Origin of the sequence: Atopobium sp. (genome assembly GCF_034113385.1) — a bacterium.
GTDB lineage: Bacteria > Actinomycetota > Coriobacteriia > Coriobacteriales > Atopobiaceae > Atopobium.
In genome coordinates, this window is the sequence record NZ_JAXEXL010000001.1 from 18,510 (window position 1) to 33,218 (window position 14,709).

Here is a 14,709-nt window from a genome sequence, read left to right on the forward strand (position 1 = left end):
TTGATTATGAGGCAGGTTGAGAGGTCTGCTCGTTGGCTGTCTTGACAACGTAATTGACGGAATCTAGCTTGGAAACATGCAGCTTAATGAGTTTCTCGATAGTGGACTTGTCGGTAGTGGATAGCTCGCTGGATGTGGTAAGGGTGGCCACAACCTTGCGGCTTAAGCCAGTATTAGTACTGTTGTAGGAGGTTTGTTCACCAATACTATAGCTCACAAAATTGGGGTACAACGTTTTGAGTTCTTCGGTGGTAATTTTGGTTTCAAACGTATCCTTGAGCTCAAAGGCCTGGCCGTCATTGCGCTCCATGGTGTCTGCAACTACCTGAGAAGACACAATGATGGTAGGAATCAAAAATATAACCGTACCAATAACAAGCCGTCGATGTAGTTTACGCGAGCGGTGCTTTGCTTCTGCGGTTTCCCATTCTGTTACGATGCCATCGTCATTAAGGTCTGCCTTGAGTGGCGTTTTAATGAGTACAAACAAGAGTTCTGCGGCAAAGGCGATAAAGACTACATTAATCAAAAAGACGTAAATGGCGCCGGTGAAGGTGGAAAGATTGCTCATAGCTATTCCGTAGCCCGCAGCACACAACGGAGGCATAAGAGCCGTTGCCACAGCAACGCCAGAAACCAAAACATAGGGTTCTTGGTTGCGCGAAGTGCCTAATCCGCCTGCAAAACCACCAGCCAAAGCAATTAAAACTACCCAGATTGAAGGGGATGAGTTGGTAAGGAGCTCGTTTGTCTCGGTAGAAATGGGCGAAATAACAAAGTAGAGTGTGGAAGTGATTAAACAGATAGTTACTTGTACTACCAGTTCAAGAGATACCCGCTTAAGCAGCTTGGCGTCTGCAGAGGCAATGCCGTATGCAAGACCCATAACTGAACCCATAAGAGGACATATAAGCATAGCGCCTACAACAGCTTCAGTAGAATCAATGTTAAGACCTACTGAGGCAATGAGCATTGCCACAATGAGTAAGCAAATGTGCACACCATCAATGCGCACGCCTGAAAGAATGCGTTTACGAATGGCGGAATGACTTGCCCGACCTTCTCGAATATTAAATAATCCAGTTACTAATTTTAAAAGAGTACTATCCATACGATGGTTTCCTGCTGACAATCGAATGCGTGCATCAAAGGGAATACTACAGTGAGTGCGTATATAGTAGCAGAGCTCTGTTTATATGACACAACAGGGCAGAAAGCCCAAGGAAATCCATTAAGGTATTACTCTTTCGTTTTGCTAAGAAGCTCCTTTGCTTGTAGGGGCCAGAGAGGATTGCGCAACAGTTGACGAGCTACTCCTATGAGTGCAAATCCTTGTTGCTTTACGAGTCTTTGAGCAACTTCTGGCTTGGTAATGCCACCAGCAAGCATCACGGGAATTGTTGTGTGAGCTTTGACTGCTTGTGCTTCTGGAACAAAGTAAGCATCCAGCTGTTTACGGTCGTCAAAGGCATAGCCGTACAGTCCGCCAGAAATATCTATTGCGTCCACACCTGCATCCTGGAACATACGACCCAAGATGGCGCAATCTGCTATGGATGTTCCTTCAGACACACCATCATAGGTACCAAAACGAATAAACACAGGAAAATCTTGCACAGCAGCGCGAACAGCTTGAATGACTTCTACAGCAAAGCGACCACGATTATATATATTGCCGCCGTATGCATCGGTACGCGTATTAGAAAGAGGAGAAATAAACTGACTGAGTAAGTATCCGTGTGCGGCATGAATTTCTACACCATCAAAACCAGCAGTTTTAGCTCGTTGGGCAGCATGTGCAAAAGCGGCGCATAGCTTTGCAATACCTTCGGGGGTAAGTGCATGTACTTGCTTATGATAGCGTTCATTTAGTTGGTTGATGGGGCCAACAAGAGCTCCTTCACAGTCTGCTACACGCCCAGCGTGGTTAATTTGCAATACTGCGGCAGCACCACGTTGATGGATGTGCTGCGCCAGTTTAGCAAGACCTTCAAGTGCATCATTACAAGCAGCACTTAACTGATGGGGGTCAGCACGACCAAGAGGGTCTATAAAATGATGTTCTGCTATAACCATCCCAAGTTCATGCGATTGTGTAAGCAAGTCATAATAGTTCAGTGTTTTTTGCGTAAGAAGGCCGTGCTCCGTAGCACTTCTGGATGCCATAGGTGGCGCAAAAAGGCGGTTTTGTATGGTAATGCCTGCAATAGTTCCTGCCATAAAAAGCTTGTTTTGACTATTTTGACTGCTCATACCAGCTCCTATAGATGCGATGCATAGCTGTTTGATAGCTGTTTTACTACGCGCCAAAGCGATGTGCCAAAGCGGTGTGTCATAACGATGTGCCACAGCATGAGTTACTCAACAGGCTTTTGACCTAACACAACAATCCAGTCTTCCTGTGGATGGCGCTTTACGTGCACGTTTATAAAGCCAGCATCAGTAAAGAAATCCACGAGTTGATGCTGTGAATAAATCGTAAGAAAGTCTGACACCTGTGCCAAATCACTCCAGCGCGCCTGATGTATAGTGCGACCATCAGTTTCATTACATACCATGAATATCCCGCCTGGGGTAAGTACGCGGATAATCTCATGCAAACCAGCTTCTACATGGGGCCAAAAATATATTGTTTCAAATGCGGTAGCTGCATTGATGCTTTCATTGTTGTAGGGAAGTGCAGCTACATCACCCTCTATGACGTGACAGCGTCCCTGAGCCACAGCAGCCGCATTGGTTTCTTTTGACTTCTCTACAGAAATAGAAGAGTGGTCAAGGCCATAAGCATGAACGTTATCAAACAGATTCATAAGGCGTGCCATGTTAGCACCGCCACCACAGCCAACATCAAGTACAGAGGTAATGGGCTTTTTAAGAGGAGCTGCGGCAATTGTTTGCTCAAAGAGCGGCAAACTCCAGTGAGCTAAGCGCTCATGAGTGCCCGTATTCATAGCATCCAGTAAGTCACGACCAGCGTCTCCAGTAGGATGACCTGCATTTTTGTAGTGTTCTTGAGAGGTCATAAAACTCCTATTTATAGCTCTGCATACGATGTGCAGGTATCTGTATTTTCTAGTTCAAGTGTTCCCCAAATCTAACAGCACAGTCGTGTGATTATGTACCCGCTATTCATGCATGTTTATATTTCATATACGAATACACGAATTAGTAGCGTGCTTTTTGGTAAAGTTATTTGTGCTACAAAGGTTAGTTCCGTTCAACAAGTGAGGCATTGTATGCATAATGTGCGCGCAATTTGCGAAGATACCTATTGGATTGGTGCATCTGATCGCAGGCTGTCCCTGTTTGAGAATACCTATCATATTCCCAATGGTATGGCATATAACAGTTATCTAATTCTTGACGAGAAAACCTGTCTTCTCGATGGTGTTGATGATGTTGTGGCCGGTCAGTTTAGCGAGAACCTGGAGTATATGCTGGGTGATCGTGAGCTGGATTATATGGTTATCAACCACATGGAACCTGACCACTGTGCAGAGATTCCTTGGCTGGTAAAAAAGTATCCTTCAGTAAAACTGGTTGGTACTGCAAAGACTTTTGATTTTATTCGTCAGTTCCATAACTTTGACCCCCAGCCGTATGCTATTACGGTAACCGAGGGCGACACCTTGGAATTAGGCAAGCATATCTTGCAGTTTGTAACAGCACCTATGGTTCATTGGCCAGAGGTTATGGTTACGTTTGATTTGGCAACTGGTACGCTTTTCTCGGCAGATGCTTTTGGCGAGTTTGGTGCTACTGGTGGCAATTTATTTGCGGACGAGGTTAACTGGGAGCGTGACTGGCTTGATCAGGCTCGTAGCTACTATGCAAACATTGTTGGTAAGTATGGCATGCAAGTAAATAACTTGCTTAAGAAGTCGGCCGCGTTGCCTATCAATCGCATTTGTCCTTTGCACGGTCATATTTGGCGTAAGGATTTGGACGTTATTCGCTCTAAGTATGCTCAGTGGGCTTCTTTTGAGCCTGAAGAGAAGAGCGTCGTAATTTATTATGGCACCATCTATGGTGGTACGGGTCAGGCGGCGGATATTTTAGCTGGAATGTTGGCGGAGCGTGGTGTGCGCGATGTTCGCGTATACAACACGGCAACAGCAGACCTTGCTACGATGGTCTCTGAAGCGTTTAGGGCTTCTCATTTGGTGTTTGCTTCTTCCACCCAAAACATGGAGATTTTTGACGCCATGCGCTCACTTGTACTTGATTTGCGTGCTCATGCCTTGCAAAAGCGTCATGTAGCACTTATCGAGAATGGCTCGTGGGCTCCAAACGCTGGTAAGTTAATGCGTGAGCAGTTTGATGCCATGAAAAATATCACTCTGGTAGAACCTTATGTTTCCATCCGTTCGCGCTTGAATGATGAAACTTTGGAGCAGCTCAGTGCTTTAGCGGAGGCACTTGCAGCCTCTTTGGCAGCTTAGTAGGGTGTTTATCTGTGGTGCTATAGATGGGGAAAAGTTTTTAAAATTTCTTTTTGTTTTTGCTTGCATACCAAGGGGAATTACCGTATATTAGTAACTCGTTCGCGGGCTTAGCGCAGTTGGTAGCGCGCAACCTTGCCAAGGTTGAGGTCGCGGGTTCGAACCCCGTAGCCCGCTCCATGTGAGCACAGGGCCGGATATCAATTCGGCCTTTTTCATAGGGCGGCATGGCCAAGTGGTAAGGCACGGGACTGCAAATCCCTGACCCCCCGTTCGAATCGGGGTGCCGCCTCCATAGTATTTTAACTGGGGTTTCTTTAGAAAAAGATGCCCCAGTTTTTATGTAAAATAACGATGCTATTACGCACAGTTACGCAAGCTCTTTGTATATGAGTGCCCCCATAGCCTGCGAGGCAGGGGTAACGGTGCCTTCTCCTGGCACTAAATAATGTTTGTATCCTACACTTGAAAGCTCAGAGTGCCCGTGTATAGCGGCATTTACAGTGTTAGCTATTCCTGCATGCTGTAGGAGTGTTTCATGGGTTGCTTTAAGGGTTGTTATGCAACGTTTAGCCTTTGCATATGTCATGTGATTAATCCACGTTTGTATTTGGACGTGTGGAATGTCTCCAAGCTCATAATCACCAAATCGCAGCGCAATATCTTTTCTAAAGCAGCTTTTATATCTGATGATGGTTGCCTTGGTTAAATATGCCATACGATAGGGGATAAACACCTCATAGAAGTACCAAGATAGCATGACTTTTGAGCCTATGGCTTCATTGCACCCCATCTCAAGCGCAAATTGCGCAATGGTCATATCTGTTTACGCTCTGTTGGACATACTTTTGAGAGTTCTCTAGGCTTACCATCAGCACGGTAGCCTTTACGAACGCGCATAAGTCATTGCCCATCGTTGAGCTGTCGTTTGCTGCCGAGTTTAGATTTAGTCTTTATGGCCATATTTCCTCACGCTTCAATAAGGTAGGCTATAAAACCTACTTTTTGACGTTGGTATTTTGAGGTGCGGTTCAGTACAGAGGCGCTTTTTATTTAGTTTTAAAGCTTTACATTTTATTCTGCAGTTTTGTCAACTAACTTGGCATTATCAAAGAAAATGGTTGGGTCAAGTGGAGGAACAATAATTTTGAAATTTGTTGGTGATTCTGCAAGTAGAGTAGATACTTTCTCGCGCATAGCTCCAGTTGCAATTGTAAAGGCGTGAGCTTGCATAGCTTCCTGTATTTCGGGGGTTTTATCGGTATCTGCAGCACTTATAGCTACACGCATTTGAATTGAAATATCTACCAGAGGAATAGTTTCTTCATTTATCTTGTCGGTAAGACTTAGAAACATTTCGTAAGTATTAGAAAGTGCAACAGTTGTTACGCTACCTTTAACTTCTTGCTGTAAATCATCTCTTGTTCGTTGGATACGCATAGAGGTATATACACCATTTGTGTATGACTCTTTATGCAAATCAAAAGTTATTCCCAAAAGAGAAAGCTCGTCAACAAATAAATTATTCGCATTTAAGTTCATAGCTAACCCTCTTTAATGTCGCTTAAAAACACTTTGCTATTCTGCTTAGACTTTTTCGTATACTGCACAAAATCAAATACCTTGCATTTTTGAGCCCTGTTTTTAACCCTAGAAATTTTAAACTGCTCTTCTTTCGCTTCTGGGATATTGATTAAATGTATCAATAGACTTGCAACAGGAATTGATGGGATAACTGCTTCTGTTTCCCATCTACTCACTGTTGGCGTTGCGACACCAATATACTGTTCAAACTCTTTCTGACTAAGGCCAAGAGACTTACGGAAACTTTTTATTTCCTCTCCCGAGGGGATATGATGAGCCTTCCGATACTGTTTAGCCATTTCTTTAGCTTGCTTATCTGCCATAGCGAGTGACATTACAACTTCGTCGCAATCATCGCATACGTAATATTCAAGACCAGAGACAACAAACTCTTCGCCTCTGAACGTTTCTTTTAATGGCTTTGCACTCAGACGCACATTGCTTGAGCCACATTCACTGCACAACATTTCGTTGCTCCTTTTAATACATAGAACCATCTGGTTTAAAAGACCAAAGCTCTACGTGTTCATTTCCATCGTCTGCAATAAAGAACTTTACATACCATTCTTCGTTGTTGTACCAAACGCCTTTGTATATATCTGCAAAAATACCGGGTCGTTTTTCAAGCTCATCGGATTTATAAAAATCTTCTGGGCACATCACATTAAATACACCGGATATAAGCTGCTGGACGTTAGTGTATCCATGATTTGTTAGAGATGCTCTTGCCCTTGATGTTAGAAAAGCCTTCTTATCAGCTATAAGCTGTTTGGCATATTCCAAATCATATGTAGGCCCATATTTTCTCCTTTTCATTTCAGTCCCTTGCAGCAAAGTTTAGCATGATGCTAAATATTTTGTAATAATGCATTTTGATACCACACATTTTTATACTTTGCCCTGCCTCTCACACTCTTCTTGTGTTGCTTGGTACCACACAACAATGCCTACAAGCTTTACTTGGTCACTTTCTGTAACTCTCTACATCAACATCTTTGTCCACGTTGCTATAAGTAAAGAACATTTGGCGCAAGGTCACCATCAAAAAGTCTGTCGTATACAATAAAGCATTTTCGCTGCATTCAATAAATAAGACGTGCTTTCCAACCGTGTTATCCTGTATGAATGATAATATGTGGCCTGCCTCGCAAAGGTACGAAGCAGGCCCTTGTTGCCGAGATGCTATAAGACTTGGCTTGAGTTGAGTAACCTAGCTTAGCCAAATCAACTCTTTAGAGGCAGCGGAACTCCATCTCGCTGGGATAGGTCATAGAGTTGTAATGACCCGTGGGTGTGCCAGTAATCGTGTCAATAGCTTTCTTAATCAAAGTACAGATACCGAGAAGAACAGCGAGAGAGACGACCTCACATACGGCGAGTGCTGCAATCATGAGAGGCAGAGGCAAAAAGGAAAAAATTGGTCCCATAAATACTCCCTTCTTAACCAAAACGCAGAATACATTATTCATTACACTCTTGTTGTAACATGTTCGAAACAATTGTGCAAGACATTTTTTGGTAGACGTATTTGCAGGTAATCAACGTAAATGATTCAGATATTAAGAAAATCCTCAACCGATTTTGTTCGATTGAGGATATATGAGTATGCAATAAAAGCTCGATTATCGTATACATTTGTGGATACTACAAAACATACTTGTTCGCTCGAGGATTATCGGGTTTTAAAAGAGACTCCTCAGAATGATTGCGCTGCTGCCTCGTTGGGTTTCTCGATACAAGCTTAGGAGGGATTGATGCAAACGCGCTCAACAGCCTCTTCTGGATTATCGGTAAACGTAATGAGTGAGGTGTCAAATTCAGAGATGGTACCCTCGGCAAGCATGGAAGTTTTAATCCAGTCAAAAAGACCAGACCAGTAGTGTGTACCAAACATCACTATGGGCATAGAAGGTGTTTTATGTGTTTGCACAAGGGTAAGCAGCTCAAAAGTTTCATCCAACGTGCCAAAACCACCTGGGCAAATAATAGCACCTGCGGAATACTTCATAAACATGGTTTTACGTACAAAGAAGTAGCGGAAGCTCATGCCAACATTAACCCAGTCGTTCATGCCCTGCTCATGAGGGAGCTCAATACCAAGGCCTACGGACACGCCACCAGCTTCTGCGGCGCCGCGATTAGCCGCTTCCATAATGCCAGGGCCGCCTCCTGTAATGAGTGAATATCCCTTTTGTGCAATCAGCTCACCCATAGTTTGTGCCGCTTGGTAGTAGGGGCTTTCTGGAGCGGTGCGAGCAGAGCCAAATACAGAGATTGCAGGGCCAAGCTCTGCTAAAGCGCCAAAGCCATCTACAAACTCAGCTTGGATACGTAAAACGCGCCAAGGATCACCATGAATCCAGTCTGCATTATAGTCTGGCGATAAAAGATGTTGCGTTGAAGTGCTTTGTGGAATCATTTTTCCACGTAGCATTACCGGTCCACGTTGGTAGCTTGGACCAAGAGGACTTGTCGTATCGTTAGGGGTCATAGAGCTGTCTCCTCGTTTTGTTGAGCAAGCGCTGTTGTTAACCAACATAAGGCTGGTTGCGGTCACTTGCGGGACTAGCTAATTTTAGTCGCAAACTCGTAGTACGTTATGGCACGTAAGTCTTCCGAGAGAGCATGCGTAGCATCATCTTTTTGCGTGAGGCTATGCCAGGTGTTTGCATCATCTAACAGGCCAAAGGCGTTGATGGCGGGAATCTGAGTGCGTATGGCCAATTGGGCTTTTTGATAGTCGGTAAGAGGCGCGCCAATGGCATACAGTGTTTGCGCAGCTAGATAATTAGGACTGCTGTATCCGTCTTGCGTAGTTTGTGCTGCACCAGCTACCTTGTAGTTTGCCCACAGTATATACGAGGTGTGATAGAGGCGCTGATTGTGAATAAGATCAGACTCGCCGCTAAACCAAGCGTCATTGTAGGTAGGTGTAAAGTTTGGTTGATGGTCACCAAAATAAACTAAGACAGTAGGTTCTTTGAGCTGCTTGAGCTGGTCCACTAAATCCTTAAGGTCTTCATCGGAAGCTTTAATGCAACTCAGATATTCATTCAGAATACCGTCTTGCTCGGGCGAAGATAGATCAGAAGGATGTATATTGGTTAGACGCTCTGCGGGAATATTGTTCTTGTTGTAGTCCGAGTGATTTTGCATGGTTACATTAAAGACAAACTGAGGATTGTCCGAGCTTTTGATGATGTCAAGGCATTTATCAAACGTAGCTTTATCCGTAACTCCGTTGTGAAATATGGGCGCGTTGGGGAAGTCATCAATGCTGTAGAAGCGGTCAAACTTCATGTCTGCGTAGGTTTTATCGCGATTCCAATTAGTTGCTAGGTTGGGATGCATCGAAGAGGTGCCGTATCCCTGTTTTTTGAGAAGAGCCGGCAAAGACTCAAATTGAGGAAAGCTGTAAATGGAGTACGGATATTTGCCTAAGCCAAGGTAGGCCATGCTGTTGCCCGTTAAGAATTCAAATTCAGAATTAGCAGTTCCACCGCCTAAAACAGAAACAGCAAGCTTGCCTTTTGCAAGAGTATCCGTCAGGCCGTTGTTAAAGAACTCGGGTCCCGTATAGTTGTCATGTAAATTATCAAAGACGGAAAGGTCTGCGAACGTTTCGTCCATAACTACTAAAATGTTTGGTTTTTGCGCGTTGTACTGAGCTACAGCAGCTTGGCGACCCTCATTCTTTTCAAGGGTATCGTTGTAGTATGCCACGTATTTCTCGAGCAGCTCTTGAGCGGTTTTATCGCTATAGCCAGCAGGTTTGCGGATGATTAAGTCTTGCACACCTGCGGTAAATGTGAGTACCGCACCATGTTGACGAAATACATAGAGGGGCCAAAAATAGTTGATTACGGCACCCATCTGGGTGTAGTTAGGAAAGACAAGCGCACTTATTAAGAGCAGCGTGCTCATAAAGCCAAGCAAGAGCGTGCTGCCCATAGATTTGCGCAGCACCTGTTTGGTAACTTCAAGCTGTGCTTGTAGTTGAAGTTCACGGCGTACGGCACCAAGATAAGCAATAACAAGTATGCCAAAGCAAAAAGCCATAACGCCTACTAAAGCTGTATCTGTCCAAGCGTAGGAATAGTTGCCAGAGACAGCAGCAGCGGTACCAAGGGCAAAGAGATCCGCAGGCATAATGGCAGTGTTTTTAAATTGCCAGAGGTAGTATTGTGCAATACCCCAAAAAAAGAAAAAACCCTGCAGCACCAGATTAGCAATGGCATTACGGTGACTTATAAAATAAACGCTTGTTATAGCGAGGAGCATAAGTCCCAAATCCATAAACAAAAAGGGTGGCTCAACCATTACCAACCCTGGATTGTAGGGTGCTTCTAGGGCATAGAATGCCGAGAAAAGCAACAAGAGTACGGCAACTACGTCTACGAGCACGATTTGTGCACGATACGGCAGTGTACGCAAGGCTTGCGCTAAGCGTGCACTGTAATCTGCGCGCTTACTTGCAATGAAGGTAAAGCCAAAGAGCACTGCTGCGCTTATAAGTGTCATCCAAATTGAGGTCCAGCCTAAGCCAAAAAAGACGGCACATCCTGCACAACCACATACAAAACTACACGCGTTGGTATCAAGTATTTGAAGGGGAAGAGGAAGTGGTTTATTGGCACGTTTGTACATGGTTACCATGACGGTAAAAACAAACAGCAGTGCAATAAAACCAATGGGAATAAGTGGCAAGGTGCCAGCAGCTAACATTTGCATAACATTCATGAAGGAGTCTCAAATCAGTCATATAACAGTCTTATAGTTTTTCTAAAACATTCTATTACTATGTGTTTGTCTTGACCAACTTTTTACAACATGAGCAAAACGCATCAACGACCGCTTATCTTTCTTTATACAGTTTGAGTTTGCATAGATTAAAAACTACGTATACTGAAAAGTAGTTGATACCTAGATATAAAGGAGCATTTGTGTCTGAAGAGAATAATCAACCTGTTGTAGCTGCGCAGCAAACAGCGGCATCTTCTTATAAGAGATTACTATCTTATTCTGTACTCAATATTTTGTCATGCTTTGCCGTGGTAATGCTGCATGTCACACTTGTTTATTTCTCGCCCGTCCGCGATCAAGTGTGGTACGTATCCTTATTTTGGCAGGTAATGGGTAAGTTTTCCGTACCTGTATTCTTTATGCTGAGCGGAGCTAATCTGCTGGGGTATCGCAAAAAGTATTCAACGGAGCAGTTTTTAAGCAAGCGCGTTAAGCGAGTTGTGGCACCACTGATTATCTCAAGTTTTGTTTTGTATCTTATCTATGGCTTGTTTCCAACCCATTTTTATGGAGCTCAAACAATAGCTGATACCTTTGGTGTTCAGGATTTTATCCGTCGTTTTTGTACCAATCAGATTTGCGACGTATATTGGTTCTTATATTCGTTGGTATATCTGTACGTTTTAACACCCTTACTTTCGTATCTTACGCAGGACGAGAAACTCCTTAAGCTCTTTCTTCTTGTTTCTTGTGCATTGGGATTTGTGTTACCCACCATTAATTGGTTCCATGATTTTACAGGTATCACACAGCTGTTTGCCTGGCCTCTCTTCACAGACAACTGGCTGTTTTATTACGTGCTCGGTTACTTTGTGGCCAACTGTATGGAACCTTCCAAGAGGGGGGGGATTATCGCTGTTGTGTTACTGGGGGCATCTTTGGCAGCAATGTATTGCATGGCGCGTATTGCTAACTCTGCTACCGTCTTTTCTGCTGGCTTGTATTTCCCAGATAAACCTACCGATAATTTCTGGACGAGTCCCAACAATATCCTGACGGTTATTCAAGCAGTCACCTTGTTTTATGGGGTTCGTTGTTTGGAGCCACTGCTTCAGAAGTTGCCTGAGTATGTGCAAACTGCACTGAATCGTATTGCTGCGGTAACCTTTGGCATCTATTTGTTCCACTATCCAGCAATCAATTGGTTAGGCACCAAACTAGGAACACACCCACGAGTATCTTTGGTGCTGAGCATGCATCCTTGTATCAAAGGTCTTTTAATCTTTTGTGCAGTTGGCTTGTTGGTATGGTGTTACCAACAGGTATTCAGTCTTATGCGTAAGCTGGTTTGTGCCAAACAAAAACCTCAGGCAAGCAGCTAAGATACGTTCTTATGCTTTACTCTGAGGCTTTTGTTTAGACGGTATCGTGTCTTTGTGTTTTCTCGTGAGCTGCTACAAGCTTTTTGTTAGATTCGTTCTGCAAAGTTGTAGTAGCTCATTTTTTGTAAGGTTGTTTGTAAATCATAGCTCGGAGCATCTTTATCATCTGGGAAGTACCAGTTGCCGTCAGGGCCAAGCGTGGTGTAATGGCTAACACCAGGGAGTTTCTCGCCAAGTATGATTTGGGCTTTTTGGAAGTCGGTAAGAGGTGCGCCAATAACATCAAGCATGTGGCTTGCAAGGCTGGATGCCGCGGTAAATTGCTTGTCATTTTCTTGCGCATTGCCCGCTACGTCATAATTAGCCCAGATGACATACTGTGTCTGATATTGACGAGCTATGTGAGCAGCCTGCGATTCATCTTTAAACCACGCGTCATTATATGCTGCTGTGAATGACGGTTGATGGTCGCCAAAAAATACCAGCACAATAGGTCTGTCTAGCTGTTTGAGCTGTTCTACAAACCACTGAAGATCTTCGTCAGTGCGCTTCATAGAGCCAAGGTACTCATTGAGCTCATCGGTCAATGCGGCGTCACCAAAGTCGGGTGTGTAGCCAGGGCGGTATGAATCATCAACGAGCTGTTGAGAATAGCCTGAATGATTTGCAAGTGTTACGTCCAAAATAAACTGAGGATTTTGGTCATTGTGAAGCAATTCAAGGATTTTTTGATACGTTGCTTTATCAGAAACCCACTCGCGCCACATATCCACATCAACAAATGAATCACCCGAGATAAATGAGGTAAAGCCAAGGGTCTGATAGGCGCTTTTACGGTTCCAATTGTTTGGATTATAGGCATGAATTGCTGTAGAGGTATATCCCAGCTTATTAAAAATGTGGGGGAGAGAATCAATGTTACTAAAATCATACAGTGAATAGGCATTGCCTTCGCCAACAAAATAACAAGACTCACCTGTTAAAAATTCAAATTCAGTGTTAGAAGTGCCACCACCATAGGTGGAAACGAGCAAATCGCCAGATTGCAAAGCGTCAGACATGCCAGTAGTAATAAACTCTTCACCGGTATAACCCGAGTGCATGCCATCAAAGATGGCAAGATTGGCATATGCTTCGTTCATGACAGCAATAACCGTGGGCTTCTCTGCATTGAACTGTGCTTCTGCAGCCTTGCGTTCTTCTGAAGCACCAATAGATGTGTTGTAGGCATGGGCGTTTGAGGTGATAAGCTCTTTTGCTTCCTCACTGGTATAACCCGCTGGCTTTTTAATCTTGAGGTCTTGGCACTCAGAGATAAAGGTCAAAAGGGTGCCCTGAGACTCATATGTAATCCAGGTTGACCAATAGGTGGTAGTTACTCCTAAATCTCGGTATACAGGTACGGTTGTAATGAGTACGCAGCTCACAAGAAGAACCGCAGCTATAAGCGTATTTTTCCAAGCAGGGTGCAGTGGTAAGAAGTGAAAACGCGAAGCGTTTGCCTTGCTATGCATTGGAGCTGCTGGGGCATGGGGTTTCTTGGCAACAGCTGTGTTAGTTGCGGTATCTGCTAGCGGTACCGTGGACGTTGCTGGTAGTGGATACAACAGTGAAGCGAGTGCACAAGCCCATACCATATAGACAGCAGACCAGAGCACTTCTTCAGTAATGTAGTATACAAATCCATTTGCTACAGAAGCGGCCGTTTCCAAAGCGAGAAAATCAGCTGGGATGACAACAGTGGATTTAAAACGCAAAAGGAAATAACAGCCAAGACCAAATCCAAAGAACGTAAAGCTTAATAAGGGCATGAGGCTGCCATGACGCTGTGCAATAAAATAGAGCGTGGTAAGAAAAAGTACGGTAAGCGCAATACCAGCAAAAGCAAAGGGCAGCTGCACGGTCTCAAAGATTTTTGGATTTTGGGCGTACTCCAAAGAAAGGCAAGATAGAGAGGCTATGCCTATGATGAGTACGACAGTTCGTATAGCTACCGCTACAGATATAAGCGTTTGTCTTGTTTGAGTGGCACGAAGCGCCAAATCTTGAATGAGACGTCGCGCCGCCTCACGCAAGGAAGCACGGAATACCACAAGTAGTCCTGCCGAGAATATGGCAAGACAACTCAGCTTGAGTGTCTCCTCACTTGCTGAGGTGAGTTTAAGAACAAGCATGACAGCTATCCCGGCATATGTTCCTATAATGGGCACAAGCCACATGAAGGTCCCCAGATAAGGACGCTTACCTGTCTTTTTGCGTTGCCAACACATAAGCCCTGCAAGTAACAAAAGTGTGAGCGCAAGCACAAAGGGAAGTATTGACCACCGAGCTCGAAGCATGACCACGTCTGCCATTTTCAACTCCAAGTAAAAATAACCTTAAAATTCAAGCTGTTTCAGTATAACTATTTTGACTTTGCATCGTAAGCCTTAAAACGTGTATGCCATGAAGGCTCGTGCGACATATCTACCAAGGTGGTGTCAAGGTATTTGTAGCGTTTCTTGCGCTATTCTAGATGCGCAACTGGTTGGTACTGCTCGCGTGTATAAGGGCGCTTG

At 44.2% G+C, this 14,709-nt stretch carries 13 protein-coding genes and 2 tRNA genes; 4 read left to right on the top strand and 11 right to left on the bottom strand.

Features of this window, described 5'->3' with window-relative positions:
• Window positions 1-4 precede the first annotated feature (4 nt).
• The 3 genes from SPD80_RS00085 to SPD80_RS00095 form a co-directional block, all read right to left on the bottom strand.
• Window positions 5-1,111, bottom strand: a complete 1,107-nt coding sequence (locus tag SPD80_RS00085; RefSeq protein ID WP_320605550.1) for a DUF389 domain-containing protein — start codon at window positions 1,109-1,111, stop codon at window positions 5-7.
• A 128-nt stretch (window positions 1,112-1,239) separates the two neighbouring features.
• A complete protein-coding gene (locus tag SPD80_RS00090) occupies window positions 1,240-2,253 on the bottom strand; it encodes an NADH:flavin oxidoreductase (RefSeq protein ID WP_320827865.1) in 1,014 nt (337 codons plus the stop codon).
• A gap of 104 nt (window positions 2,254-2,357) precedes the next feature.
• Window positions 2,358-3,023 carry a class I SAM-dependent methyltransferase gene (locus SPD80_RS00095; protein WP_320827867.1) on the bottom strand — a complete coding sequence of 222 codons (666 nt, stop codon included), beginning with the start codon at window positions 3,021-3,023 and terminating at the stop codon, window positions 2,358-2,360.
• A gap of 213 nt (window positions 3,024-3,236) precedes the next feature.
• Here SPD80_RS00095 and SPD80_RS00100 point away from each other — a divergent pair, with 213 nt between their 5' ends.
• From SPD80_RS00100 to SPD80_RS00110, 3 genes are all read left to right on the top strand, one after another.
• Entirely contained in the window at window positions 3,237-4,442 is a 1,206-nt protein-coding gene (locus SPD80_RS00100; protein ID WP_320827869.1) for an FprA family A-type flavoprotein, read from the top strand.
• A 104-nt stretch (window positions 4,443-4,546) separates the two neighbouring features.
• Window positions 4,547-4,622 (top strand) — tRNA-Gly (locus tag SPD80_RS00105).
• Between the two features lie 41 nt (window positions 4,623-4,663).
• Window positions 4,664-4,737 (top strand) — tRNA-Cys (locus SPD80_RS00110).
• Window positions 4,738-4,812: 75 nt separating this feature from the next.
• Here the strand turns inward: SPD80_RS00110 and SPD80_RS00115 are convergent.
• The 7 genes from SPD80_RS00115 to SPD80_RS00145 all read right to left on the bottom strand — a co-directional run bounded on the left by SPD80_RS00115 (window position 4,813) and on the right by SPD80_RS00145 (window position 10,766).
• Window positions 4,813-5,262, bottom strand: a complete 450-nt coding sequence (locus SPD80_RS00115; protein ID WP_320827870.1) for a hypothetical protein — start codon at window positions 5,260-5,262, stop codon at window positions 4,813-4,815.
• A 254-nt stretch (window positions 5,263-5,516) separates the two neighbouring features.
• The gene (locus SPD80_RS00120; RefSeq protein ID WP_320827871.1) at window positions 5,517-5,984 is read right to left on the bottom strand and encodes a hypothetical protein; all 468 of its coding nucleotides are present in this window, start codon (window positions 5,982-5,984) and stop codon (window positions 5,517-5,519) included.
• Window positions 5,985-5,986: 2 nt separating this feature from the next.
• Window positions 5,987-6,493 carry a type II TA system antitoxin MqsA family protein gene (locus tag SPD80_RS00125; protein ID WP_320827872.1) on the bottom strand — a complete coding sequence of 169 codons (507 nt, stop codon included), beginning with the start codon at window positions 6,491-6,493 and terminating at the stop codon, window positions 5,987-5,989.
• A gap of 13 nt (window positions 6,494-6,506) precedes the next feature.
• Entirely contained in the window at window positions 6,507-6,842 is a 336-nt protein-coding gene (locus tag SPD80_RS00130) for a type II toxin-antitoxin system MqsR family toxin (protein ID WP_320827873.1), read from the bottom strand.
• Between the two features lie 416 nt (window positions 6,843-7,258).
• Window positions 7,259-7,453 (bottom strand): hypothetical protein, encoded by a 195-nt coding sequence (locus SPD80_RS00135; RefSeq protein WP_320827874.1) that lies wholly within the window; start codon window positions 7,451-7,453, stop codon window positions 7,259-7,261.
• A 314-nt stretch (window positions 7,454-7,767) separates the two neighbouring features.
• On the bottom strand, window positions 7,768-8,517 hold the full coding sequence (locus SPD80_RS00140; protein WP_320606159.1) for a TIGR00730 family Rossman fold protein: 750 nt from the start codon (window positions 8,515-8,517) through the stop codon (window positions 7,768-7,770).
• A gap of 74 nt (window positions 8,518-8,591) precedes the next feature.
• Window positions 8,592-10,766: an LTA synthase family protein gene (locus SPD80_RS00145; protein WP_320827876.1), complete on the bottom strand. Its 2,175-nt coding sequence runs from the start codon at window positions 10,764-10,766 to the stop codon at window positions 8,592-8,594.
• Between the two features lie 203 nt (window positions 10,767-10,969).
• On the opposite strand from SPD80_RS00145, the gene SPD80_RS00150 reads away from it, so the two are divergent.
• A complete protein-coding gene (locus tag SPD80_RS00150) occupies window positions 10,970-12,151 on the top strand; it encodes an acyltransferase (protein ID WP_320827877.1) in 1,182 nt (393 codons plus the stop codon).
• Between the two features lie 86 nt (window positions 12,152-12,237).
• Here SPD80_RS00150 and SPD80_RS00155 read toward each other — a convergent pair whose 3' ends face one another.
• Window positions 12,238-14,505, bottom strand: coding sequence for an LTA synthase family protein (locus SPD80_RS00155; RefSeq protein ID WP_320827878.1), 2,268 nt, complete (start codon window positions 14,503-14,505; stop codon window positions 12,238-12,240).
• Window positions 14,506-14,709 lie beyond the last annotated feature (204 nt).

Excerpts from the sequence above, each read along its gene's own strand:
- SPD80_RS00085 (WP_320605550.1), bottom strand. The coding sequence starts at position 1,111 with ATGGATAGTACTCTTTTAAAATTAGTAACTGGATTATTTAATATTCGA.
- SPD80_RS00090 (WP_320827865.1), bottom strand. The coding sequence starts at position 2,253 with ATGAGCAGTCAAAATAGTCAAAACAAGCTTTTTATGGCAGGAACTATT.
- SPD80_RS00095 (WP_320827867.1), bottom strand. The coding sequence starts at position 3,023 with ATGACCTCTCAAGAACACTACAAAAATGCAGGTCATCCTACTGGAGAC.
- SPD80_RS00100 (WP_320827869.1), top strand. The coding sequence starts at position 3,237 with ATGCATAATGTGCGCGCAATTTGCGAAGATACCTATTGGATTGGTGCA.
- SPD80_RS00115 (WP_320827870.1), bottom strand. The coding sequence starts at position 5,262 with ATGACCATTGCGCAATTTGCGCTTGAGATGGGGTGCAATGAAGCCATA.
- SPD80_RS00120 (WP_320827871.1), bottom strand. The coding sequence starts at position 5,984 with ATGAACTTAAATGCGAATAATTTATTTGTTGACGAGCTTTCTCTTTTG.
- SPD80_RS00125 (WP_320827872.1), bottom strand. The coding sequence starts at position 6,493 with ATGTTGTGCAGTGAATGTGGCTCAAGCAATGTGCGTCTGAGTGCAAAG.
- SPD80_RS00130 (WP_320827873.1), bottom strand. The coding sequence starts at position 6,842 with ATGAAAAGGAGAAAATATGGGCCTACATATGATTTGGAATATGCCAAA.
- SPD80_RS00135 (WP_320827874.1), bottom strand. The coding sequence starts at position 7,453 with ATGGGACCAATTTTTTCCTTTTTGCCTCTGCCTCTCATGATTGCAGCA.
- SPD80_RS00140 (WP_320606159.1), bottom strand. The coding sequence starts at position 8,517 with ATGACCCCTAACGATACGACAAGTCCTCTTGGTCCAAGCTACCAACGT.
- SPD80_RS00145 (WP_320827876.1), bottom strand. The coding sequence starts at position 10,766 with ATGAATGTTATGCAAATGTTAGCTGCTGGCACCTTGCCACTTATTCCC.
- SPD80_RS00155 (WP_320827878.1), bottom strand. The coding sequence starts at position 14,505 with ATGGCAGACGTGGTCATGCTTCGAGCTCGGTGGTCAATACTTCCCTTT.